24 protein-coding genes are annotated in these 24,041 nt (G+C 62.5%); 14 read left to right on the forward strand and 10 right to left on the reverse strand.

Annotation, left to right across the window (positions count from 1 at the left end; all coding sequences use genetic code 11):
* Window positions 1-109: 109 nt before the first annotated feature.
* Window positions 110-781: a glutathione S-transferase family protein gene (locus tag N1058_RS08660; protein ID WP_265517100.1), complete on the reverse strand. Its 672-nt coding sequence runs from the start codon at window positions 779-781 to the stop codon at window positions 110-112.
* Window positions 782-1,074: 293 nt separating this feature from the next.
* On the opposite strand from N1058_RS08660, the gene N1058_RS08665 reads away from it, so the two are divergent.
* From N1058_RS08665 to N1058_RS08680, 4 genes are all read left to right on the forward strand, one after another.
* A complete protein-coding gene (locus tag N1058_RS08665; protein ID WP_265517101.1) occupies window positions 1,075-2,406 on the forward strand; it encodes an MATE family efflux transporter in 1,332 nt (443 codons plus the stop codon).
* A 210-nt stretch (window positions 2,407-2,616) separates the two neighbouring features.
* The gene (gene ypfJ, locus N1058_RS08670) at window positions 2,617-3,537 is read left to right on the forward strand and encodes a KPN_02809 family neutral zinc metallopeptidase (RefSeq protein ID WP_265517102.1); all 921 of its coding nucleotides are present in this window, start codon (window positions 2,617-2,619) and stop codon (window positions 3,535-3,537) included.
* A gap of 51 nt (window positions 3,538-3,588) precedes the next feature.
* Window positions 3,589-4,098 (forward strand): DUF2937 family protein, encoded by a 510-nt coding sequence (locus tag N1058_RS08675; protein WP_265517103.1) that lies wholly within the window; start codon window positions 3,589-3,591, stop codon window positions 4,096-4,098.
* 88 nt (window positions 4,099-4,186) lie between these two features.
* Window positions 4,187-5,845: a vWA domain-containing protein gene (locus N1058_RS08680; RefSeq protein ID WP_265517104.1), complete on the forward strand. Its 1,659-nt coding sequence runs from the start codon at window positions 4,187-4,189 to the stop codon at window positions 5,843-5,845.
* Between the two features lie 56 nt (window positions 5,846-5,901).
* Here the strand turns inward: N1058_RS08680 and carA are convergent, their stop codons facing one another.
* The gene (gene carA, locus N1058_RS08685; protein WP_265517105.1) at window positions 5,902-7,104 is read right to left on the reverse strand and encodes a glutamine-hydrolyzing carbamoyl-phosphate synthase small subunit; all 1,203 of its coding nucleotides are present in this window, start codon (window positions 7,102-7,104) and stop codon (window positions 5,902-5,904) included.
* Between the two features lie 408 nt (window positions 7,105-7,512).
* Between carA and N1058_RS08690 the strand changes: the two genes are divergently transcribed.
* From N1058_RS08690 to rpoD, 3 genes are all read left to right on the forward strand, one after another.
* Complete coding sequence (locus N1058_RS08690; RefSeq protein WP_265517106.1) at window positions 7,513-7,962, forward strand: GatB/YqeY domain-containing protein; 450 nt, start codon at window positions 7,513-7,515, stop codon at window positions 7,960-7,962.
* 190 nt (window positions 7,963-8,152) lie between these two features.
* Window positions 8,153-10,075 carry a DNA primase gene (gene dnaG / locus N1058_RS08695; RefSeq protein WP_265517107.1) on the forward strand — a complete coding sequence of 641 codons (1,923 nt, stop codon included), beginning with the start codon at window positions 8,153-8,155 and terminating at the stop codon, window positions 10,073-10,075.
* Between the two features lie 330 nt (window positions 10,076-10,405).
* Complete coding sequence (gene rpoD, locus N1058_RS08700; RefSeq protein WP_265517108.1) at window positions 10,406-12,406, forward strand: RNA polymerase sigma factor RpoD; 2,001 nt, start codon at window positions 10,406-10,408, stop codon at window positions 12,404-12,406.
* Between the two features lie 47 nt (window positions 12,407-12,453).
* Here the strand turns inward: rpoD and N1058_RS08705 are convergent, their stop codons facing one another.
* Entirely contained in the window at window positions 12,454-13,032 is a 579-nt protein-coding gene (locus N1058_RS08705) for a TetR/AcrR family transcriptional regulator (RefSeq protein ID WP_265517109.1), read from the reverse strand.
* A 66-nt stretch (window positions 13,033-13,098) separates the two neighbouring features.
* On the opposite strand from N1058_RS08705, the gene N1058_RS08710 reads away from it, so the two are divergent.
* From N1058_RS08710 to N1058_RS08725, 4 genes are all read left to right on the forward strand, one after another.
* The gene (locus N1058_RS08710; protein WP_265517110.1) at window positions 13,099-13,509 is read left to right on the forward strand and encodes a VOC family protein; all 411 of its coding nucleotides are present in this window, start codon (window positions 13,099-13,101) and stop codon (window positions 13,507-13,509) included.
* A 132-nt stretch (window positions 13,510-13,641) separates the two neighbouring features.
* Entirely contained in the window at window positions 13,642-13,935 is a 294-nt protein-coding gene (locus tag N1058_RS08715) for a GYD domain-containing protein (protein ID WP_265517111.1), read from the forward strand.
* 44 nt (window positions 13,936-13,979) lie between these two features.
* On the forward strand, window positions 13,980-14,399 hold the full coding sequence (locus N1058_RS08720) for a secondary thiamine-phosphate synthase enzyme YjbQ (protein ID WP_265517165.1): 420 nt from the start codon (window positions 13,980-13,982) through the stop codon (window positions 14,397-14,399).
* A gap of 34 nt (window positions 14,400-14,433) precedes the next feature.
* A complete protein-coding gene (locus tag N1058_RS08725) occupies window positions 14,434-14,715 on the forward strand; it encodes an HlyU family transcriptional regulator (RefSeq protein WP_265517112.1) in 282 nt (93 codons plus the stop codon).
* Between the two features lie 418 nt (window positions 14,716-15,133).
* Here N1058_RS08725 and N1058_RS08730 read toward each other — a convergent pair whose 3' ends face one another.
* The 7 genes from N1058_RS08730 to N1058_RS08760 all read right to left on the reverse strand — a co-directional run bounded on the left by N1058_RS08730 (window position 15,134) and on the right by N1058_RS08760 (window position 20,873).
* Window positions 15,134-15,574 (reverse strand): FKBP-type peptidyl-prolyl cis-trans isomerase, encoded by a 441-nt coding sequence (locus N1058_RS08730; RefSeq protein WP_265517113.1) that lies wholly within the window; start codon window positions 15,572-15,574, stop codon window positions 15,134-15,136.
* Between the two features lie 182 nt (window positions 15,575-15,756).
* Window positions 15,757-16,170: a VOC family protein gene (locus N1058_RS08735; RefSeq protein ID WP_265517114.1), complete on the reverse strand. Its 414-nt coding sequence runs from the start codon at window positions 16,168-16,170 to the stop codon at window positions 15,757-15,759.
* A 95-nt stretch (window positions 16,171-16,265) separates the two neighbouring features.
* Entirely contained in the window at window positions 16,266-17,813 is a 1,548-nt protein-coding gene (locus N1058_RS08740) for an MFS transporter (RefSeq protein ID WP_265517115.1), read from the reverse strand.
* A 138-nt stretch (window positions 17,814-17,951) separates the two neighbouring features.
* Window positions 17,952-18,668, reverse strand: coding sequence for a DUF899 domain-containing protein (locus N1058_RS08745; RefSeq protein WP_265517116.1), 717 nt, complete (start codon window positions 18,666-18,668; stop codon window positions 17,952-17,954).
* Between the two features lie 100 nt (window positions 18,669-18,768).
* Window positions 18,769-19,125, reverse strand: coding sequence for a YciI family protein (locus N1058_RS08750; RefSeq protein WP_265517117.1), 357 nt, complete (start codon window positions 19,123-19,125; stop codon window positions 18,769-18,771).
* A gap of 99 nt (window positions 19,126-19,224) precedes the next feature.
* Entirely contained in the window at window positions 19,225-20,490 is a 1,266-nt protein-coding gene (locus N1058_RS08755; protein WP_265517118.1) for an RNA polymerase sigma factor, read from the reverse strand.
* Window positions 20,487-20,873 carry a YciI family protein gene (locus N1058_RS08760; RefSeq protein WP_265517119.1) on the reverse strand — a complete coding sequence of 129 codons (387 nt, stop codon included), beginning with the start codon at window positions 20,871-20,873 and terminating at the stop codon, window positions 20,487-20,489. Before N1058_RS08760 ends, N1058_RS08755 begins: the two co-directional genes overlap by 4 nt.
* Window positions 20,874-21,038: 165 nt before the next feature.
* Here N1058_RS08760 and pyrC point away from each other — a divergent pair, with 165 nt between their 5' ends.
* The 3 genes from pyrC to N1058_RS08775 all read left to right on the forward strand — a co-directional run bounded on the left by pyrC (window position 21,039) and on the right by N1058_RS08775 (window position 23,872).
* Window positions 21,039-22,088 (forward strand): dihydroorotase, encoded by a 1,050-nt coding sequence (gene pyrC / locus N1058_RS08765; protein WP_265517166.1) that lies wholly within the window; start codon window positions 21,039-21,041, stop codon window positions 22,086-22,088.
* Between the two features lie 119 nt (window positions 22,089-22,207).
* Complete coding sequence (locus tag N1058_RS08770) at window positions 22,208-22,912, forward strand: orotate phosphoribosyltransferase (RefSeq protein WP_265517120.1); 705 nt, start codon at window positions 22,208-22,210, stop codon at window positions 22,910-22,912.
* Between the two features lie 81 nt (window positions 22,913-22,993).
* Window positions 22,994-23,872, forward strand: coding sequence for an SDR family oxidoreductase (locus N1058_RS08775; RefSeq protein WP_265517121.1), 879 nt, complete (start codon window positions 22,994-22,996; stop codon window positions 23,870-23,872).
* Window positions 23,873-24,041: the final 169 nt, after the last annotated feature.

The following is a 24,041-nucleotide window of genomic DNA, read 5'->3' on the forward strand; positions in this document are numbered from 1 at the left end:
AGGCAATGGAACGGGCGGACGGAACCCCGAAAATGCAGGGTTCCACGGCCAATCGGCGGAAGGGACGGCAGCATCCGGAGGTTGGCCCGGCCGAGGACAGGGTTCCAACTCAGGGGCTGAGCGGCGAGGACAGCTTGCGGTCGGCCTCGGCAATTTCCTCCACCACGCGGGCAACGCTCTGGCGCGCAGCGATGCGCCGATACCAGGCGGCGAGGCCGGGAAAGGCGTCGAGGCGCGGGCCGTTCGTCCTGACGGCGTAGTGGATCGTCATGAACATGCCGATGTCGGCCACGGTGAAGACGCCGCAGAAATAGTCCCGCGTGCCGAGCTGTTCTTCAAGCCGGTTGTAGTGGCTGAGTATGCCTTTCTCGCCGCGCTGGCCTTCCTCCTGCCGCGCCTTCTGGCGCCCGGCGTCGGCAAGCGGCGGCTCGGTGCGATAAAGCAGGCGGCGAACGTCGGCGAACAGGATTTCGTCGGCATTGAGCTCGACCAGGCGGCAGCGGGCCTTTCCCCCGGGATCGGCGGGATAAAGGGGAGGAGCCGGATAGGCATCCTCGAGATATTCGAGGATGACGGTTGAATCGAAGATCGTCAGGTCTCCGTCGACCAGCACCGGCACCTGGCCCTTGGGATTGGCGGCGGCGACGGCAGGGTGCTTTGGCCTGTAGCCTTCGTCTTGCGTGAAGGCGACCTCGATGCGCTCGAAGCCGATGTTCTTTTCATAAAGCGCGATCTCCACCTTGCGCGAGAAAAGGCTGAGGGGTCCCGAATAAAGCCGCATGTGTTTCCTCTAGATTCAAAATCCGTGCGGCAGAACAATAAGAGAACGTTTGGGGCAATACAATGAGGGGATGTGGCGCTCCTGTCATTGCCAGACGGTGGAGTTTCGTGAACAGACTGGCGAAGGGACGATCTCGCTCCGGCATTGGTATTCCCACATCTGCCGATCTTGAGCGGAACCCGCGATCTTGCTATCCATATCCTCGGTAAGCTGCCCCGCAGCTCCTTATCCTGAGGGGTTCGCGGCCTGTGGTCACCAGCTCTCAGGGTGACCGTGCGATGCACGGTGATCCTATGACTGGCAAGACCAAACCACCGCACACCGGCTGGACAATTGTCCAGTCCATTTTGCGTCCGGCCCTCCCGATCGCGAGCTTCTACCTCACCGAGATTCTCGTCGGCCTCACCGACCTTGCGGTGGTGGGCGCACTCGGCACTGCGCCGCTCGCGGCCGTCGGTCTGGGCAAGACCGTTCTGCTTTCCTTCCTGACCATTGGCTTCGCGGTGCTGTCGGCGGGAACAGTGTTCATGGCCGAAGGCCCCTCGCCACGACGCTGCGGAGAAGTGTTCGCCGCCTGTCTGCTGGTCACGCTGCCGTTTGCGGCGGTCGCGCTTGCCATCGGGGTGGAAAGTGGGCGGATGCTTGCATGGGGCGGCTATGAACCGGATCTCGCAACGCTCTACGAAGCCTATACCGGAATCCTCGCTTGGGCGATTGCGCCCGCCATGATCTTCGCTGCACTGAAAAACGTGCTGAATGCCGTAGAACGCACTCAAGTTATCTTCTGGCTCTCGGCAGGTATCGTTCTCGGCAATCTTGCAGGCAGCATCGTCCTCGTTCACGGCTTCGGCACATGGTCGGGTCTCGGCGTTGCCGGGGCAGCTTGGGCGACGGTGGTCGTCAATCTCGGGGCTGCCGGTATTCTTGCAATTTATTGTTTCAGCCGGGGCTTGCTCACTTTTGTGCGGTTGCGCACCATGGCTGTGTTGCAGTGGGCCGGTGCGGTGCTCAGGCTTGGATGGGCGGCGGGCGGCCAGCAGGGGCTGGAGAGCGTGCTGTTCGTAGCGGTTCTCTTCGCTCTTGGCATATACTCGGCAGACTGGCTTGCTGCCGGCACGGTTGTTTTCGCTGTAATGGAGCTGAACTTTGCGTTGAACAGCGCGCTTGGGGAGGTGCTCGCCGCACGCCTCGCACGGCTGCGGGCGCTGGAACGCCGATGCGAAGCACGGCGTCTCTTTCGCATTGCCGTCGTTTTAAGCGGCGGGTCGGCTGCAGCATTCGCGCTGCTTGTCGCCATCTTCGCAGACGGTGCCGTCGCGATCTTCGCCACACAGGAGATCGCACCGGCAACCGTTTCCCTGATGCGATCGCTTTTGCGCTGGACAGCACCCTTGTTCGTCCTCGATGCTTGGCAACTCCTTTTCGTCCACGCGCTCCGTGGTCTCAGAAGGACGGTGATGCCGATGATCGCAAGCGCAAGTTGTTATGGGGCGATAGGTCTCGGCGGCGGGCTCCTGCTGGCTGAGCCATTCGGCCTCGGTGCCCCCGGCATTTGGACAGGTTTCTGCTTGGGCCTCGCTGCTGCTGCGAGCATTCTGTGGCTGATGACGCAGCGCGCCACTTGACTAGCCAACAGGCCGCATTGAGGCTTCCACCCTGCATTGCAGTGTGATGCACTTTGGCGGAACCTTCGCCTCGTCCGCAGTCAAGACTCCCTGCAAGCTGGTCGCGCGACAGAATTGATTTCAAATGGCGGGGCGATGTTCTAATCTGCCGCAACGGGGGCCCGGCCGCATTGTTGCCGTTCAGCACCGGTCGAAAGGATGCGAGGAAGCATGCGCTGGAAGGGTCGTCGTCAAAGCAGCAATATCGAGGATCGGCGCGGGCAGGGCGGCGGGATGTTTCCCGGCGGGTTCGGGCGCGGGGGCGGGCCGCGCATACGCCTTCCCGCAGGCCGGGCCGGACGCGCCGGCGGCGGCGGATTGTCGGGGATCATCCTTCTCGTGGTTCTCTTCTTCGTGTTGCGGGCTTGCGGCATCGATCCGCTCGAGATGCTCGCGGGCGGGCCAACCGGCGGGCAGGTGACGCAGCAGACGGCGCCCACGTCCTCCGGTGCCAGCGACGAGATGACCCAGTTCGTCAGCGTGGTTCTGGCCGAGACGGAGGATGTGTGGAACGGCATCTTCGAGGCTCAGGGCCTGAACTATGAGGAGCCTTCCTTGGTGCTGTTCGGCGGACAGGTGCGCTCGGCCTGCGGCTCGGCGTCCTCGGCCAGCGGACCGTTCTATTGCCCCGGCGACAAGAAGGTCTATCTCGATACCAGCTTCTTCGACCAGCTCGCCCGCCAATTCGGCGCTGCCGGCGATTTTGCCCAAGCCTATGTCATAGCCCACGAGGTTGGGCACCATGTTCAGAATATCACCGGCATCCTGCCGCGCTTCAACGAGATGCGCCAGCGCATGAGCCAGGTGGAGGCCAATGAAATGTCCGTGCGTGTCGAGCTGCAGGCCGATTGCTTCGCCGGCATATGGGCGCGTTATACCGCGCAGAAGGGGCTGCTGGAGGAAGGCGACATCGAGGAGGCGCTGAACGCGGCCAACCAGATCGGCGACGATACGCTGCAGCGGCGCACCCAGGGCTATGTGGTGCCCGACAGTTTCAACCACGGTACGTCGGAGCAACGGCGCACGTGGTTTACGCGGGGGCTCAAGAACGGGCGGCTGACCGACTGCGATACGTTCAACGAACCGGTTTGAACGATGTTGAGGGGACGCCCGCCCGGCCCACGTTGAAAGGCCCGATGGCTCATGATCAGGATCGGTACGATTTTTGCGCTGGCGGTTGCGGCAGCCGGCGGTATCGCCACGTCACAGGCACCGGAGTTCGCCCAGCAATACCGGCAGAGGCTCGGCGGGGCGCTGGATGAAATGGCACAGGTGGTGGCGGATTTCGACGCGGATGCGGCCAGGAACGGCCTGCAGCGGGAGGAAGCGCTTGCGGCCTACGATGCCGCAGGGGAGCCTTTCCTCGCGGACCGAAGCCGCTCGATGCGCCGCGCCGTCGATCGTTTCGAGCATCTGAGCGCGCAGGCGCGCCGCTTCGAGACGATGCCGGCTGTCCTGCGCCCGGTGATCCTCGTGACGGGGCCGGACTCAAAGGTGGCCGGGAGCGCCTGGAACGATTTCGAGCCCGCCGTGTCGGTGACGCCGCACGGCCTTATCTGGACCGCCGCCGGCGCCTTGGGTGGTTTCGGGGCGGCGCGGCTGATCGCCCTGCCGTTTCGGCGGGGACGGCGCGCGATCGTAAGGGGTCGGTGAAAAGATCGTTGCAAATTGAACTGTTGCACTTAAACGCGCTTTAAGCCGCTGCCGCTATGGTGCCCGATCGAACGGGAGAGGCGGGGCCATGAAACTTTCGAAGACGAGAATGCTGCGGGATACCGTTTGCGCCTTCGGGCGCGACCGCGCGGGCAATTTCGGAATGCTTGCCGCACTGCTTTCGCTGCCGTTGCTCGGTGCGGTCGGGCTGGCCATCGACTATAGCACCATGAGCCGGACGCGCGTGCAACTGCAGCAGGCGGTCGATGCCGCCGTGCTGGCCGTTGCCCAGCGCGGGGCGGACATATCCAAGAGCGAAGCCCGGCGGATCGCCGAGAATTATATGTCCGGCAATTTGGCCGGGATCTACCGGAACCTGGATGTGTCGCGGGAAGGAACACGCGTGACGCTCAAGGCGGAGACCGACGCGTCGCTGGCCTTCGGGGGGCTGTTCGGGCTCACCAACCAGCCCATCAACGCCATCGCCAGCGCCGACATCGCCTATTCGACCTACGAGGTCGCGCTTGTGCTCGATACGACCGGGTCCATGCGCGGCGGCAAGCTGCAGTCGATGAAGGATGCGGTGATCGGCCTGGTCGACGACCTCTCCGGACAGGTGAGCGACCCGGAGCGCCTGAAATTCGCGCTCGTTCCGTTCTCGAGCTTCGTGAATGTCGGCCCGCAATACGGACCGAAATTCGACGATAAAGGCAAGATCATCAAGGGAACCGGGGCGGAATGGCTGGATTTGCACGGTAAAGCGGACACTCCGCAGGTGGAATTGAGCAAGAATGTGAGCCGATTCGAGCTGTTTCATCAATTGGGGCAGGAGTGGAAAGGCTGCGTGGAAACGCGCTATCCTTCGAAGAAGGGTGACCACGACGTGGCCGACACGCCAGCGGACAAGAGCGACAAGAACAGCTACTTCGTGCCAGCTTTCGCCATCGACGAGCCGGACGACATCAATTGGGGCGGCAGGCCTGTCTACACCAACAGCTATCTGCAATCGCCCGCCGACCCGCTGAGCAAGGATCCGGAGCACAAGGAAGGCAAGCTCAAGAAATACGGCATTACAAATGCCGCCGAGATCGCGGCGGGCACTAGCACTGAGACCGGCGACGGCGCGCCTGCCGCGGGGGTCGAATATGGACCGGTCCCTGGCCCGAAGAATTTCTCCAGAGGCAAGGGCCCGAACAATAATTGCTTCGCCCAGCCCATCATACCGCTTTCGAACAGCTATGCAGGTATCAAGTCCAAGGTGAGGGCGTTCGAGGCCAACGGCAATACCAACATTATGGAGGGTGTGGCCTGGGGATTCCGGGTGCTATCGCCGGGCGAACCGTTCTCGCAGGGCAAGGACGACAAGAACGATCCGCGGATCGAGAAGATCATGGTGGTGCTGTCGGACGGTGCGAATGTGTTCGGCAATCGCGGTGTCAAACTCGGCTCTTCCTATTCCAGCTTCGGATATCTGGTGGACGGGCGGCTGGGCATTTCGGCCGGAGGGGCCAAGGCCACCAATACGAAGATGAACGAAAAGACCCTACAGGCATGCCAGAACGCCAAGGATGAGGGTATAGAGGTCTACACGATCCGGCTGGAGGAACCGGACGTGGCCACCGGCATGATGCTGCAGGAATGCGCCTCGTCGCCGGGACACTTCTTCGATGCGCCATCGCGCAGCCAACTCGACGCGGTCTTCGAGAAGATCGGCGACGGTATCGTGAAGCTCCGCATTTCTTCTTAGCCCGGCTGATCCTGGGGGCGGGCAGGGCGGTCCATCGGGCCGCCCTTTTGCTTGGGTCAGCGTTCGGCCAGCGCTGGTTCGCCGTGCTTCCGGCGGATCAGATTTGCAAAGCGGCGGAACAGGTAGTGGGAATCCTGCGGGCCCGGAGAGGCCTCAGGATGATGCTGCACCGAGAAGACCGGGCGTCCGATCAGCGTGATGCCGCAATTGGTGCCGTCGAACAGCGATACGTGTGTCTCCTCAACGCCTTCGGGCAGGCTGTCGCCGTCGACCGCGAAGCCGTGGTTCATGGAAACGATCTCCACCTTGCCGGTGGTGAAGTCCTTGACCGGGTGGTTGGCGCCATGGTGGCCCTGGTGCATCTTGAGTGTCCTGGCGCCCAGCGCCAGCGCGAGCATCTGATGGCCGAGGCAGATGCCGAAGATGGGAATGTCCGTCTCCAAGAGTTCCCGGATGATCGGTACGGCATATTCGCCGGTGGCCTCGGGGTCGCCCGGACCGTTGGAAAGAAAGATGCCGTCAGGCTCCAAGGCCACGATGTCGGCGGCCGGCGTGGTGGCGGGTACGACCGTGACCTTGGCGCCAAGGCTTGCCAGAAGGCGCAGGATATTGCGTTTCACGCCGTAATCGATGGCGGCGATGTGGATCTTTTCATCGTCCAAAGTGCCGTAGCCTTCGTCCCACACCCATGGCGTTTGCGTCCAGGTGCTGCTTTGGCCGGAGGTGACTTCGCGGGCGAGATCGAGCCCGAGGAGGCCGGTCCAACTGGCGGCCCGGGCCTTGAGTGCCTCGATATCGAAACGGCCGTCCGGTTCATGGGCGATCACGGCGTTGGCCGCGCCTTTTTCGCGCAGCAGCGCGGTGAGGGCGCGGGTGTCGACACCGGCCATGGCGACGATGCCGCGGCGCTTCAGCCATGTATCCAGATGGTCGACGGAGCGGTAGCTGGACGGATCGGTAACCTCGGCGCGGAAGATCGCGCCGACGGCACCGGCGCGGGCAGCCGGATTGAGGTCTTCGACGTCCTCTTCATTGGCGCCGACATTGCCGATATGCGGAAATGTGAAGGTAACGATCTGGCCGGCATAGGAGGGATCCGTGAGGATCTCCTGATAGCCCGTCAATGCGGTGTTGAAGCAGACTTCGGCGACAGCCTCGCCGGTGGCGCCCAGCCCGCGGCCTTCGAGGACCGTGCCGTCGGCAAGAACGAGCAATGCTGTCGGCTTGATCTCGTTCCAGGGGGCGATGCTGGTCACCATTCTTCTTCTCTCCATCATTCGGCCGGAAACGCTTCCAGCGCGTCCTTTAGGGCGCACAAAGGACACTGTAAACTACTGAATCCGAGCATCGCGCTTTGCCAAAATCGATTCCGAGTTTCGAACTGGTGCCGTAGCCGGGGGACTTGAATTCCCATCCTGCTTGCGCCATATGGCGCGGCGGATCACAACGGGCGACGGCGAAAGGCCGCGCGGTACCCGCTCAAGGCCGTGATTTAATGTCCATGCAGGGCACGGACAATAGACAAAGGCAAACTGGCGGTCAATTGATCGGCCTGAAACGGGCTGCAATAACTTACCCAACGAATCCAGTGGCTTAACGATGAAGAAACGGTTTGCGCCGGCCCGATGTCGGCGCTATGTTCGCAAATGCGACAGGAGATGAATGCCATGCGCGAGAAAATCGCTCAGGCGCTGAATGACGCTCTGACCAAGAACGACAAGCGCCGGATTTCGACGCTTCGCCTTATCCAGACGGCCATCAAGGACCGCGACGTGGCCAACCGCAGCGCCGGCAAGGATCCGGTGACCGATGACGAGATTCTGGAAGTGCTCGTCCGCATGGTGAAGCAGCGCAAGGAATCGGCCAAGGGCTTCGAGGAAGGCAATCGTCTCGAACTCGCCGAGCAGGAGCGCGAGGAAATCGCGATCATCGCCGAATTCATGCCCAAGCCGCTAGGCGAGGACGATATGAAGAAGGCCTGCGAGGAAGTGGTCCACGAAGTGGGCGCCGGCGGCCTGCGCGACATGGGCCGCTGCATGAATGCGCTGAAGGAGAAATTTCCTGGACGCATGGATATCGGCAAGGCGAGCGGCATCGTCAAGGACATGCTGCGATAAGGACCGAGCCTGGGCCTCGGATAATCATGGTTGAGGAAAGCCGGCCCGGGCGGGTCGGCTTTTGCATTCTGGAAGAAGCCGCCGCCACATGAAGGGCCGGCGCCTGTGAATAGCGGTGAGGAAGGCAAGCTGGCGCTCGCGGGACGGCGGAATTGTGCTTATATGCTCGATTGACAGAGAGCCGGACACCATGCGCTTCCCACCCTCGTTCCTCGATGAAATTCGCGACCGCGTGCCGATTTCGCAGGTTGTGGGTACGCGGGTGACCTTCGACAAGCGCAAGACCAATGCGGCGCGCGGCGACTACTGGGCGTGCTGTCCGTTCCATGGCGAGAATACGCCGAGCTTTCATTGCGAGGACAAGAAGGGCCGCTATCACTGTTTCGGTTGCGGCGTTTCGGGCGATCATTTCAAGTTTCTGAGCGAACTCGACGGGCTGAGCTTTCCCGAAGCCGTCGAGCGCGTGGCCGAGATGGCCGGCGTGCCCATGCCTGCCCGCGATCCGGAGGCGGAAAAGCGGGAAAAGCAGCGGGCGAGTCTGACCGACGTCATGGACATGGCAGCGCGCTTCTTCGAGGAAAGGCTGCATGGCCCGGAAGGGGCGGAGGCACGGGCCTATCTGCGCGGACGAGGTCTTTCCAGCGCGACGCAGCAGAGCTTCCGCCTTGGCTTTGCGCCCGACAGCCGCAACGCGCTGAAGGAGCACCTTGCCGGCAAGGGCATCACGAGGGAACAGATGGAGGCCTGCGGTCTTGTCTATAGCGGGCCGGACATACCCGTCTCCTACGACCGGTTTCGCGGCCGCATCATGTTTCCCATCGAGGATACGCGAGGCCGGGTGATCGCCTTTGGCGGACGGGCGCTGTCGGCCAATATTCCCGCCAAATATCTCAACTCGCCGGACACGGAGCTCTTCCACAAGGGCAATGTGCTCTACAATCATGCGCGCGCACGCCGTGCCACGGCGAAGGGCGAGAGCGTGATTGCCGTCGAAGGCTACATGGATGTGATCGCGCTTGCGCAGGCGGGTGTGGAGAACGTCGTCGCCCCGCTCGGGACGGCGCTGACGGAAAACCAGCTTGAGCTGCTTTGGCGGATACATGGTGAGCCGGTCCTGTGTTTCGACGGGGATAGCGCAGGCCTGCGCGCGGCATGGCGGGCGGCGGACATGGCGCTGCCCATGGTGCAGGCGGGGCGCACGCTGCAATTTGCGCTGCTGCCCGAGGGCAAGGACCCCGACGATCTGGTGCGCGAGGAAGGCCGAGCTGCAGTCGACGCGCTGATTTCGCAGGCCCGACCGATGGCCGACCTGATCTGGACACGCGAAACCTCGGGCAAGGTGTTCGACACGCCCGAGCGGCGGGCCGAGCTCGAAAAGGCGCTACGCGAACTCACCGGCCGCATCCGCGACGAGAATGTGCGCCGCCATTACGCACAGGACATGCGTGAGCGGGTGATCAGCTTTTTCGGCGCGGACCAGAGCCGACGCGGGCGGGGCGACAACTTACGCAAGGACGGGCAGCAGGGGCGGGGACGGCCGGGCGCGGCCTCCGGCCGGCTGGCCGTTTCGGAAAGCCTGGCGCGTTCGGGCATGGTTCGCGCGGCGACGGGCGGCACCACGCTCAGGGAGGCGACGATCGTCGTGGCTCTGATCAACCACCCGGTGCTGCTGGACGAGCACTTCGACAAAGCGGAGAGGCTGACGCTGACGAGCCCGGACATGGCCCGGCTGCGCAGTGCGCTTTTCGACGCTATGGCCCATGGCGCTGCGCATGAGGCGGCGGCCGTGCGCGAGGCGTTGACCGCGGCCGGTTTCGGCGAAGCGTTGGAGAAAGCGGAGGCGCTGGTGCGGCGTGCGCGGCAATGGCCGGCGCTGGCGGATGCAGCGCTCGAAGACGCGCGCGAAGCGTTTCTGCAGGCCTTGCACTTGCACGTTTCAAGCGGCTCTCTACATAAGGAGCTCAAAGCGGCGGAACTCGCGCTCGCCGACGACCCGACGGAAGAAAACTATCGGCACCTCGTGGAGATCCAGGCTGAACTCAGGAATATACAAGCGACCGAAGCGCTCATCGAAGGCTTTGGGCTTCTTTCCGGTCGCGCTAGCCAATCTTGAGCAGGGTTTCCCGTTTATGGCGGCAATCGGAACCGAATTGCCAGCAAAAGACCGGCTGATTCGCTTTTTTGGAGCGAATCATGGCACAGGCGCTTGACCTTGGCGGCAATTGCAGGAATCAGGATCGATTCGACAGGGTGTGGACCGAATCCGGCTGTAAGTGTGTAAATGTAGAATGCGCGACGGCGAAGTGCGGGGAAACCCGCATTCGATGTCAGGGTTAATCGGGCTTTAACGCAGCGGCGGATAGAGCCTCGGACATCGCGCAAAAGCATCGGCATGATTCGGTGAGCAGGATGCCGCCAGCGTGCCGGTTGGAGAAAGCAAAGCATGGCAACAAAAGAGAAGGAAGAGGTCGAAACCGAACGTGAGGGCTCCGACGGCCCGCTGCTCGACCTTTCCGACGACGCAGTCAAGAAAATGATCAAGGCCGCCAAGAAGCGCGGCTACGTGACCATGGACGAGCTGAACGCGGTCCTGCCTTCCGGCGAAGTGTCCTCCGAACAGATCGAGGATACGATGGCCATGCTTTCCGACATGGGCATCAACGTCGTCGAGGATGACGAGGCGGCTGAGGATTCCGAGCAGGACAACAGCGAGGAAGACAGCACGGAAGTCGCCGAGCAGACCGGCACCGCCGTTCAGCCGACGACTACCAAGAAGGAGCCGACGGACCGCACGGACGACCCCGTTCGCATGTATCTGCGCGAGATGGGCTCGGTCGAGCTTCTTTCGCGCGAGGGCGAAATCGCCATCGCCAAGCGCATCGAGGCCGGCCGCGAGACGATGATCGCGGGGCTGTGCGAGAGCCCGCTGACCTTCCAGGCGCTCATTATCTGGCGCGATGAGTTGAATGAGGGCAAGATCCTCCTTCGCGAGATCATCGACCTGGAAGCTACCTATGCGGGGCCCGAGGCCAAGCAGGCGCCGGTGGTGCAGCGGCCCGACGAGAATGCCAAGCCGGCCGAAGATCAGCCCAAGCGTTCGCGCGACGACGACATCACCAATGTCGGCGGCGAGGCGCAGACCGAGGATGATGACGACGAGGACGATGAGGCCAATCTGTCGCTGGCGGCGATGGAAGCCGAGCTCAAGCCCGGCGTCATGGAAACCCTCGACTTCATCGCCGACACCTACCGGAAACTGCGCAAGCTGCAGGACCAGCAGGTAGAATCGAGCCTGGCCGACGGCGACAGCCTGTCGGACAGCCAGAAGCGGCGCTACAAGCAGCTCAAGGACGAGCTCATCACTTCTGTGAAGTCCTTGTCGCTTAACAACCAGCGTATCGAGACGCTGGTCGAGCAACTCTACGACATCAACAAGCGGCTGGTGCAGAACGAAGGCCGCCTGCTGCGGCTTTCCGAAAGCTATGGCGTGAAGCGCGAGGAATTCCTCAAGGCTTACCAGGGCTACGAGCTCGATCCGAACTGGACCGAGACGGTTGCCGGACTGCCGGGTAAGGGCTGGAAGGAATTTGCAGCCAGCGAGGCCGACACGATCGATGCGCTGCGCACCGAGATTCAGAACCTGGCGCAGGAGACCGCGATCTCCATCGGCGAGTTCCGGAAGATCGTGAATCAGGTGCAGAAGGGCGAGCGCGAGGCGGCCATTGCCAAGAAGGAGATGGTGGAAGCCAATCTGCGCCTCGTCATCTCAATCGCCAAGAAATACACGAACCGTGGCCTGCAGTTCCTGGACCTCATCCAGGAGGGCAATATCGGCCTGATGAAGGCGGTGGACAAGTTCGAGTATCGCCGCGGCTACAAGTTCTCCACCTACGCGACGTGGTGGATCAGGCAGGCGATCACCCGCTCGATCGCCGACCAGGCACGCACGATCCGCATCCCGGTGCACATGATCGAGACGATCAACAAGATCGTGCGGACTTCTCGCCAGATGCTGCATGAGATCGGCCGCGAGCCGACGCCGGAGGAACTGGCCGAGAAGCTGGCCATGCCGCTGGAAAAGGTGCGCAAGGTGTTGAAGATCGCCAAGGAGCCGATCAGCCTCGAAACGCCCGTGGGCGACGAGGAAGATTCGCATCTGGGTGATTTCATCGAGGACAAGATGGCGGTGCTGCCGATCGATGCGGCGATCCAGGCCAATCTGCGCGAGACGACGACGCGTGTTCTGGCCTCGCTGACGCCGCGCGAGGAGCGCGTGCTGCGCATGCGCTTCGGCATCGGCATGAACACCGACCACACGCTGGAGGAAGTCGGCCAGCAGTTCTCGGTGACGCGCGAGCGTATCCGCCAGATCGAGGCCAAGGCGCTGAGGAAGCTCAAGCATCCGAGCCGCAGCCGCAAGCTGCGGAGCTTCCTGGACAGCTAGAATGTCTTGGAACAGAATGACAAGGAGCCCCGCATCGTCGGGGCTCTTTATTTTTGCAGGCCCTTTATCACAGCGCCAAGCACTGCCATCTGATCCCGTAGATCGCCTCCATCGATCAGCGCGAGGACGGCGCGGTCGAACATCGCCCCCAGCGCTACCGTGAGCGCGTCGAGAGGCAGGGGCTTCAATGCTCCGGCGTTCATTGCCGCTTCCAACCCCTCCCGAAGCGTCCGGTTGCCGTGGGCGTCGTCGATCTCATCCATGCGCGCACGGCCAAGAACGGAGGGACCGTCCAGGAGCAGGAGGCGGGCGCGGCCTTGCTGCTGCATGACGCTCAGATACGCCTCGCCGCCGGTCAGCAACGCGCTCACGGCATCAAGAGTCATGGGCACGGCCTGCTCGATCTCGGCGGCGACGGCCGCCGCCTCGGTCTCGACGACGGCCGCGAACAGGGCCTGCTTGTCGGGAAAGTGATGATAGAGCGCGCCCCTGGTGAGGTCGGCCGTGGCAACGATTTCGGGTGTGCCGGTATCGGCATAGCCTTTCGACACAAAAAGGGCGCGGCCGGCTTCGAGCAGGCGGGCGCGGGTCGTCTCCGTCCGCTCGCGATTGGTTTTCCGTTGCATACATGCAGCCTGTATGTTAATTAAAGATACATGCAGTATGTTTCTTTTGCCAAAGGATGCCAAGCCATGAAGATCACCAGCTATTATCCGGTTATCATGACCGAGAACGTATCGGGGACCGCCGCTTTCTACATGGCGCATTTTCGGTTCCGGCCGGTGTTCGAGAGCGATTGGTACGTGCATCTGCAGTCGAGCGAGGACCAAAGCGTCAATCTGGCTGTTCTCGACGGCGACCATGAAACAGTTCCGGAGGTGGCGCGAGGCCGGGTTTCGGGACTCATACTGAACTTCGAGGTCGAAGACGTGGAGGCCGAATATGAGCGGGCGAGGGGAGCCGGGCTGCCCGTTTTGCAGACATTGCGCGATGAGGATTTCGGCCAGCGCCATTTCATAACACGGGACCCGAACGGAGTGCTGATCGACGTCATCAAGCCGATCGAGCCCAGTGCGGAGTTCATGAAGCAGTATATGCCTTGAGGTCGGAGCGGCTGTCGGCGGCATCTTGCGATGCCCGTGCGGCAGGCGCATAGTTGATGGCGGCGGTGGGGTAACAGGTCCGGCGCCTAGCGGGTTGTTCCGCTTGTGTCACGGCGCCGGGGGAGGTGTGACGTGACGACATATATCATGCTGGTGAACTGGACAGACCAAGGCGTGAAAAACGTGCGCGAGTCGCCGAAGCGGCTCGACACCGCCAAGGCCCTGCTCGAGGAGATGGGCGGTGCGTTCAAGGCCGTCTATCTGACCATGGGCGACTGCGACTTGGTGGCTGTGTGCGAAGCGCCGGACGATGCAGTTGCGGCGCGGTTCGCGCTGACGCTAAGTGCCGGCGGGAACGTGCGTACGCGCACGCTCAAGGCGTTCCCTGAGGCCGCCTATCGCGAGATCATCAAGTCACTTGGTTGAGGGCTACGCTTGACAGGCGCGGCCTGCCGATGCGCCACCGAGATATGCGGCAGACTGTCCTGACTGTTTCGACTTCCGGTCCCGGTCTTTACGAGATTACCGGCCGGGCGGCTCAGTTTGTGCGGGAAAGCGGTGTGGAAACGGCACTGCTGACGGTTTTCGTGCGCCACACATCCTGTTCGCTCATCATACAGGAGAACGCCGATCCGGACGTGAAGCGCGACCTCCACGTATTCTTCCGGCGGCTGGTTCCTCCCTCTGACGATGCGTCCATGGATTGGGTTGTCCACTGCACCGAGGGTCCCGACGATATGCCGGCGCATATCAAGGCCGCGCTCACGGAGACCTCCATCGGCATTCCCGTTGCGGATGGCCGCTTGATGCTGGGTATCTGGCAGGGCATTTATCTCTTCGAGCACCGCGACGCGCCGCATCGGCGTGAAATCGTGCTACATTTGAGCTGAGGCACGCCGGACCGGAAACATCAATGGAGGCAGCATGTCATTTCTAAAGCGTCTGTTTGGCGGCGGCGATGCAAGTGAGACCAGCGAAACGGTTGGCGAACCGGTGGAGCACAAGGGTTTCACCATCCGCGCTACGCCGTTTCGCACGGGTAGCGAGTTCCAGACCTGCGGCGTGGTTTCCAAGGAGATCGACGGGGAAGTGAAGGAGCATCGCTTCATCCGCGCCGACCGTTTCCCAAGCGCGGAACTTGCAGCAGAGCAAGCCCTGCGCAAGGGCAAGCAAATGGTGGACGAGCAAGGGGCGTCGATCTTTTAAGGTTTATTGCGAATTGTCGCTCAGATGGCGCCGGCCTCCTCTCTAGCAATTTCCAACGCTTAGCTTCCGCTTCGCCCCAGCTAAATGTTGAAATTGCTTTCTCCCCTGGCGAGAGGAGATAGGTGCCGGTGCAAACGCCCTTTGCCAATCGCCAGCGGCTTGCCAATCGCCAGCGGCAGTGATCGCGCAGTCCCCTATCTCTCCCGGGCGGAGGAGGAAAGCAAATTCTTGGGCTTAGAGCGCCGTGCGTCCTTTTGGACGCACAAAGGACGCTCTATTTCTTTGTTTTTCCGCATTTATGCGGACGTCAGGTGATTTCACCTGACTGCAAAATGCTATAGCCAAACTAAGTCTTTAGAATCTGCAAGTCAGGAGCGTTCCTTGCTTGGCCGCTCCCTCGCCGCTGGGCCGGAGAGGATCAGCCAGCTTGCGCGACGATCTCGACCAGTTCCACGTCGAAGACCAGGTCGTGGCCGGCGAGGGGGTGGTTGGCGTCCACGGTGACTTCCTGATCGTTCATGTCAACCACGGTCAGCGGAATCTGGCGGCCCTCGGGGGTCGTTGCCTGCAGGCTCGCGCCGAGCTTCAGGTCGAGGTCCGGCGGAAAAGCGTCGCGCGGCACGCTCTGGATCTGGCGCTCGTCGCGCGGGCCGTAGGCCTCGTCCGCCGGGATCGTCACGGTGGATTTCTCACCGACATTCATGCCCTCGATCTGCTTTTCCAGTCCGGGGATGATCTGACCGCCGCCGACCTGGAATTCCAGCGGGTCCCTGCCCGCGGAGGAATCGAATTCGGTGCCGTCTTCCAGCTTACCGGTATAGTGAACGCGTACGACGTCGCCGCTCTTTGCCTCGCTCATATGATGTTCTCAATCGTTCCTGGGGTGAATGTCGGGCGTGCAGCTCATGCGCGCGCCATCGAACCTCCGCTCGCAGGCGGATGTTGGCTGAGGGTAGGGCATGAGGCAGCGATGTAAACCCGCCGGAGCCGATTTTTTTGAGGAGCCGCCGCGCCGGGAGGAAGGGCGCGGCGGAGGGAGACCTACTTGCCTACCAGCGCCCACAAGACGCCAAAGGGATCGCGAAGCGTCGCGTAGCGGTCACCCCAGAACATTTTCTGCAAGGGCAGTTCGACCGTCATGCCCTCGGTGTTGGACACGCGTTCCCACCAGGCATCGATGTCATCGACAATGAGATGCATGGTGAAGCCCTGCGGCTTCTCGAATGCATGGCCATGCTCGGGGTAGAAGTCTGACAGCATGACGGAGCTGCCGTTGACGTAGAGATGCACATGCATGGTGCGCCCCTTCTCGTCGGGCGGATAGGCGAAGACCTGCTCCGCCCCGAAGGCCTTCGCGTAGAACTCGGCCGCCTTGGCGGCGCCGTCGACGGATAGATAGGCGACGACGCCCCCCTTGGTTTCCGGCACTTCCTGGGTTTGTTCCATGGCCGACATTGCTGGTTCCTTTCATGGCAGGTTCCGACCGTATCCACCGGTCCTGATCAAGACGCACACGTTTGAAGGAATCCGACAGGCGCCGGAATTTCTTTTCATTCCGCAGCAGCGGCCGCGCCCCTGTCCGGACTTCCCTTGAGGCGGAATATGCGCGCTATGAGGAGCGCGGTGGCGATGGCGATGAGCGCGGCGGCGACGGAGGCGGCGACCAGGCCGCTGGTGAACGCCGCCCGCGCCGTATCGATCAGCACGGCTGCCGGTCCGGCAGGCAGTTCGGCCGCGACGGCGACCGCGCCGCCCAGCGTGTCGCGCGCCGCCTCGGTCAGCGGGCCGGGTACGCCCGGCAGCGCATCGGCGTTCATCGTGCTGCGGTAGACAGCCGTGACCAGGCTGCCGAGCACGGCAATCCCCAGTGCGCCGCCCAGTTCCGCGCTGGTTTCTGACATGGCCGAAGCGGCGCCCGCGCGCTCCGGCGGCGCACTGCCGACGATGAGATCGGTGGTCAGGGTGAAGACGGGGGCGAGGCCTAGCGCGAACACCGTGAATGCCAGCACAATCATTACAAGATCGGCCGCAAGCGCGGCCCAGGCCAAAGCCGCAAAGCCGATCGCAGCGATCAGGAGACCTCCGACCATGACGGTGGCCGGTTGCATCCTTGCCGTCAGGGCCGAGGTCATCATTGAGCCGGCGATGAAGGCGAGGCTGGACGGTAGCGACCAGATGCCGGCTTCAAGCGGGGTGAGCCCCAGCACCAGTTGCAGATATTGGGCGATGAAGAGGAAGGCTCCGAAGGCGATGAACAGGCTCAGGAGATTCGTCGCGAGCGCAGCGTTGAAGGCTGGCTTGCGGAACAGGCTGACGTCGATCATCGGGTCGGTAAGCCGCTTCTGCCGGCGGAAGAAGACCACGCCGAGGCAAAGACCGGCCAGTGTGAAGACGAGCGGAACGAGACCTGCCCCATGCTCGGCCAGATGCTTGATGCCGTAGATGACGGCAAGGACTGCCGATAGCGAAAGGGCGGCGCTGAGGATATCGAGCCTGCCCGCCTTTTCATCGCGGAATTCCGGCAGCAGGAAGGGCGCGACGGCCAGAAGCAGGAGCATCACCGGCACGGCGATCAGGAAAACCGATCCCCACCAGAAGGAAGCCAGGAGAACTCCGCCGACCAAAGGGCCGATGGCCGCGCCTGCGGAATAGCTGGAAATCCAGATGCCGATGGCGAAGGTGCGCTCCTTCGGGTCGTGGAACATGTTGCGCAGCAGCGAAAGGGTCGACGGTGCGAGCGTGGCTGCGGCCACGCCGAGAATGGCGCGGGCAGCGATGAGCATCTCCGCGCTGGTGGCGAAGGCCGCGAAGACAGAGGCGGCGCCGAAGGCGGTGGCGCCGATGAGCAGGAGCTTGCGCCGGCCTATCCGATCGCCGAGCGTGCCCATGACGATGAGGGAGCCGGCTACGAGGAAACCATAGATGTCGACAATCCAGAGGAGCTGAGAGCTCGTCGGTTTCAGATCGGCGCTGAGCGCGGGTATCGCCAGATTCAGGACTGTCATGTCCATCGAATAGAGCAGGCAGGGCAGGGCCAGGACGGCCAGACCGATCCATTCGCGCCGGCCCGCGCGCGGTGCTTCGTGAGCGTGGTTCATCACAAGATCCTTCCAGAGACGCTGCCGACCAGGGATGGCCGTGCGGACACGTCGAATATCGTGGAGTGGCCGCCGGCGAAGCAAGCGCATGCCGGCGACCCGTATCGCTTATGGCACAGGCCTCCTGCCAGCACTCTGTCAGGAAGCTGCCTTCTGCAGAGCCGGATACTCGTCGTGACGGTGCACCCAGTCGAGCGGGGTCTTCTCGTCGCGGCCGATCGGCGTCAGGTCGAGATACATCAATGCGCCCAGCAGTTCCTCGCCGCCGCGCGCGTAGGTGGAATAGGTATGGAACACGGCGCCGTCGCGGTCTTTGTAGAAGACGCTAAGGCCCGGAAGGTCGTCGATGCCGGGATCCTTGATGACCTCGTAGTTGTAGATCGCCTTGCCTTGCTCCAGGTCCTGCTTCCGAAAGGCGACGTTGAAATCATAGTTGAAATCACTGTCGCCGGACGAGACCCAGGGGAAAGACCAGCCCATACGCTTTCGATAGGCTTCGATCCTGGCGATCGGCGCGCGGGACACCGCGACGAAGGTGACGTCCTTGTGCAGGAAGTGCTGGCGCGCGCCGTCGACATGGTCGGCTTCGAAGGAGCAGCCGGGGCAGCCGGCATTCCAGTCCGGCGCAAACATGAAATGCTGGACGATGAGCTGGCTGCGGCCATCGAACAGTTCGGCGAGCGTCTTGCGGCCTTGCGGCGTGTCGAAGACGTATTCCTTGTTGATCTTCACCCAGGGCAGGCCGCGGCGCTCGGCAGCTATCTCGTCGCGCAGGCGGGAAGCCTGCTTCTCCCTGCTCAGCAATTCCTTGCGGGCGATAAGCCATTCTTCTCGGGAAACGGTCTTGTTCTGCATTTTCCTTCTCCTTTCACTGCAAGCGTCGCCTGATGCGACTGCCGGAGGACGTGCGGCGGGAGTGCGGGTCCTACATTTTCAGGTTCGCTTTTTGGTCTTATCAGTCGACCTCGATATCGTGGGTCGCGCGGACTTCGATCGTGCCGTAGCCGACCATGGGCACCTTGGAGGCAAGGGCGATGGCTTCCTCCCGGTCCTTCGCCTCGATCAGAAGGAAGCCCAGCAATTGTTCCTTGGATTCGGCGAAGGGACCATCGGTACTGACAATCTTGCCGCCGCGCGTGCGCAGGCAGGTCGCCCGGGAAACCGATTCCAAGGCGTCGGAGGCGATCAAATGGCCGACTTGTTCCAGGACCTTGTCATAGGCGATGGAATCGCGGTCGAGCTTCCGCCTTTCGTCTTCCGGTAGAGCCTCGATTGCCGTTCCATCGCCGTAGACGAGACATACATACCGCATGGGTGCCTCCCTGGTTTCCGTCTGCGGCCAGAGGACGGATGGCGGCAGGCTTATCCGACATTTCTCGTTTGCAAACTGCCATTGCCAACCCCACAGCGGCTAACCGGCCTCCTGTCTTTTCGAGCCGTCGCCGGTCAGCCGGTCGATATGCTGCCGGATATGGGTTGCCTCGGCTGGTGTGCGGGCCAACGATATGGCCTTGTCGAAAGAGATGCGGGCGTCGTTTCCCCGGCCAAGCTCCATGAGCAGCGCGCCGCGCAGTCCGTGGAAGTAAAAGTAGTTCGACAGCCTTTCCTCAAGCGGTTCGACAAGTTCGAGCGCGGGGGCCGCCCCATGGGCCTTGAAGACGGCGACGGCGCGGTTGAGCGTGACGACCGGGGACGGCTGGAGGCGCTCGAGCATGCGGTAGAGCAGTTCGATCTCCTGCCAGTCCGTGTCCTTCGGAGCCTTGGCGTGGGCATGAAGAGCGGCGATGGCGGCCTGGATCTGATAGGGACCGGGCTCGCGGTGGCGCATCGCCTTGTCGACCAAGGCGATGCCCTCGGCGATGAAATTGCTGTTCCACAGGGAGCGGTCCTGATCCTCCAGAAGGACGATCTGGCCATCTTCATCGAGGCGCGCAGGGGTGCGCGCATGGTTGAGGAGCATAAGGGCCAGAAGCCCCATGATCTCCGGCTCGGTCGGGAAAAGCCGCAGCAGGAGGCGGGCAAGGCGGATGGCCTCGTCGCATAGCTGCGTCTTGATGTGCGCCTCGCCGCCGCTGGCCGAATAGCCCTCGTTGAAGACGAGATAGATCATGGCGGCCACCGCGCCCAAGCGTTCGGCGCGTTCGGCCGGGCCCGGCGTGGCGTAGGGGATATTGGCATCGGCAACGCGGCGCTTGGCGCGGGTGATGCGTTGTTCCACCGCTTTTTCATTGGCGAGGAAGGCGCTGGCGATCTCGCGCACGGAAAGGCCCGAGACGATGCGCAAGGCGAGCGCGATCTGCTGGGTGGCGGGAAGGTCAGGGTGGCAGCAGATGAACATGAGGCGCAGAATGTCGTCGCGGTAATGGGCGTCGTCCAGCCGCTCGGCCATGCCTGCCTCCGCGTCGTCGAGGTCTGACAGGACGTCGTCGGACGGGAGCTGCGTGTTGCGCGCATCGCGGCGCACGGCGTCGAGGGCGGCGTTGCGCCCGACGAAGATGAGCCACGCGGCCGGATCGCGCGGCGGGCCCTTTTCGGGCCAGTTCTTCATGGCGCGCAGGCAGGCCTCCTGGAAGGCTTCTTCGGCCCGGTCGAGATCACGGAAATAGCGCAGCAGCGCGGCCATGGCCTGGGGGCGGGCCGCCGCGAGCGCTTTCTCGATCCAGGCAATATCGTTCATCCGGCAAGCTCTATTTTTTCGGGCAATTCGCCCGTGTTGAAAATGCGCAAGGGGCGAATTTCGAAGGTGCAGGATTCGCCCTCCTTCATCCGCTTGGCGAAGTCGATCACTTCTTCCAAGTTCCTGCAGTCGACGATGTAGAAGCCAAGGAGCTGTTCCTTGGTCTCAGCGAACGGCCCGTCGATGACGATCTGCTCGTTGCCCGATGCGCGAATGGTGGTGGCTGCGGTGGTGGGCACGAGACGGATGGAGGGGCCCATTCGACCCTCGTCCACGAGGGCCTGCTGGACCTTCTGACGCTTTGCCAGGACCGCATCGTCCTCTTCCTTGGTCCAGGATTCGACGACGTCCTCGTCATGGTAGCAAAGGATAGCGTAGAGCATTGCTGCAATTCTCCTGTCGTTTGAAAGACGGGTGAGCATGCCCTATTCCGACAGGGGTGGTCGAGATAGTTGTTGGAGCCATTCAGGGAACAATGAAGGTTCGATGAAACTCGAAACCGGAAAGATGTTGCGCGCGGGGCGAATCCCGTTATGTCTCTCATACCCATGAAGACGCTGACCATACGAAAGCCCGACGACTGGCACCTGCATCTGCGCGACGGCGCCGTGCTGGAGGCTGTCGCGCCGCATTCAGCCGCACATTTCGGCCGTGCCATCATCATGCCCAATCTCGTGCCGCCCGTGGTGACAGCCCGGGACGCGGCGGCCTATCGGGAGCGGATATTGGCGGCGCTGCCGGCCGGGAGCGGCTTTCAGCCGCTGATGACGCTCTACCTCACCGAAACCACGCAAGCCGATGATGTTGAATCGGCTTTTGCCGATGGGCTCGTCCATGCGGTGAAGCTTTATCCGGCCGGCGCCACGACCAATTCACAGAGCGGCGTGCGGGATGTCGGGAAGGTCATGCCCGTTCTGGAGCGCATGGCGCATATCGGCCTACCCCTGTGCGTGCACGGGGAAGTAACCGACCCGGCGATCGACATTTTCGACCGCGAGGCCGTGTTCATCGAACGCGTGCTGGCGCCGTTGCGGGAGCGGCTGCCGGAACTGAAGATCGTGATGGAGCACATCACGACGAAGGACGGCGTCGAGTTTGCGCGGGCGCAGGACGAGCGCGTCGGCGCGACGATCACCACCCATCACCTGATCATCAACCGCAATGCCATTCTGGCCGGCGGCATCCGTCCGCATTACTACTGCCTGCCGGTCGCCAAGCGCGAGACGCACAGGCAGGCGCTACGGCAGGCAGCGACCTCAGGCGAGAAGCGGTTTTTCCTCGGCACCGATTCTGCGCCGCATGTCGACAAGCTGAAGGAAACCGCCTGCGGCTGCGCCGGCATCTTCACCGCGCCCAACACCATGGCCTGCCTTGCCCATGTATTCGAGGAGGAGGGAGCACTTGACCGGCTGGAGGGCTTTGCCTCGCTCCACGGGCCTGCCTTTTACGGCTTGCCGGCCAATGAGCAGCGCTTGACGCTGGAGCGGCAGGATACGCCGATCGAGATGCCGAGAAGCATCGAAGCGGGCGGCGAGACCATCACGGTTTTCGACCCCATATTTCCCATCCACTGGAAAGTGGTGGAGAATGCTTCCTAGGCGCGCCCAATGCTGGTAGCGAAGGGCGTTTGCCTTTTTATTTTGCGCAATTCCGGACGAAAGACCGGTTTCCGCTTTTCCCGGAATTGCTCTAGAGACGCCCAGCAGAGAGCCAGCCCATGTTCGCCAATACCTTCCCCGACAAGGCACTGATCGCCGAGACAGTCGCCAAGATGCTTCTGGAAATCAAGGCGGTGCATTTCAGGGCAGACAAGCCGTTCACCTTTACCTCCGGTATCGCGAGCCCCGTCTATATCGATTGCCGCAAGCTGATCTCCTATCCGCGCATCCGCTCGGCGGTGATCGATTTCGGCGCGTCGGTGATCTTGCGGCAGGCGGGGTTCGAGCAGTTCGACGCGGTTGCGGGCGGCGAGACAGCGGGCATACCGTTCGCGGCGTGGCTCGCCGACCGGCTGGGCCTGCCGATGCTTTATGTGCGCAAGAAGCCGAAGGGTTTCGGCCGCGACGCCCAGATAGAGGGCAATCTGGCCGAGGGCGCGCGGGTGCTGCTTGTGGAGGACCTGACGACCGACGGAGGCAGCAAGCTGAAATTCGCCGAGGCAGTCGGCAGGGCTGGGGCGACCGTCACCGATACGTTCGCGGTGTTCTATTACGACATCTTTCCCGACACGCCCAAGCGCCTGGAGGCGGCGGGCATGCGGCTGCACCATCTCACGACTTGGTGGGACATATTGGCGGTGTGCCGCAAGGAGGGGCGCTTCGACGCGCAGACGCTGGCTCAGGTGGAGAGTTTTCTTGGCGACCCGTTGAAGTGGTCGGCCGCTCATGGCGGAGTTTCGGAGTTGAAGGCCGGCACTAGTTGACGTTGACGTAAAAGTTGCTCTAACGTGCGTAGAGGTTCTGCAAGCCCAAGCGGGGCCTGCGCAGATACTGGAGGACGTGGCATGTCGCGCAATGTCTCGCTCAGGGGCAAAACACTGTTCATCTCCGGCGGCAGCCGCGGCATCGGCCTGGCAATCGCGCTGCGTGCTGCGCGCGACGGCGCCAATGTGACGATCGCGGCCAAGACGGCGGAGCCGCATCCCAAGCTGCCGGGCACAATCCACACGGCCGCTGCCGACATCGAGGCAGCGGGCGGCAAGGCGCTTCCCGTATTGTGCGACATTCGCCACGAGGAGGAGGTGGCCGACGCCGTCGCAGCGACCGTCGAAGTCTTCGGCGGCATCGATATCTGCATCAACAATGCCAGCGCCATTCAGCTCACGGGCACGCTGGCGACCGACATGAAGCGCTACGACCTGATGCATCAGGTCAATACGCGCGGCACATTCCTCGTTTCCAAAACCTGCATTCCGCATCTGAAGAAGGCGGATAATCCGCATATTCTCAATCTTGCGCCGCCGCTCGATATGAAGGCCAAATGGTTCAAGAACCACGTGGCCTACACCATGGCAAAGTTCGGCATGTCGATGTGCACGCTGGGCATGAGCGCTGAGTTCGCCCGCGACGGGATCGCCGTCAATTCGCTGTGGCCGCTGACGGCGATCGACACCGCCGCGGTGCGCAATCTCCTGGGTGGGGAGGCGATGGCCAGCATCAGCCGCTCGCCAGAGGTCATGGCCGATGCGGCCCACGCGATCCTGACGCGCCTTTCGCGCGAATGCACCGGAAATTTCTTCATCGATGAGTTGGTGCTGCGTGAGGAGGGCGTGACGGATTTCTCGAAATACGCGCCGGGCGTCGAGGGGGCGCTGGCCGGAGATTTCTTCGTTCCTGACGAGGTTTTCGAAAAGACCGATACGAAAGTGAATGTGATCGGCTAGCTGCGCGTCTCTGGATCTCCGCTGACCCAACGCGCTTTTCCCCCAGTAATGCGTACATTGAAATTTCCACCTGAAACCACCGTTGCTGGCGGTGGTGCGGCACTGCTTATTCAACGATCCACGGAAAGCCGGGATGCATTTCAATTCCCGTGTTGCGCTCGTGCGCAAT

Origin of the sequence: Nitratireductor luteus, from assembly GCF_026162365.1 — a bacterium.
GTDB classification, from domain to species: Bacteria; Pseudomonadota; Alphaproteobacteria; order Rhizobiales; family Rhizobiaceae; genus Chelativorans; species Chelativorans luteus.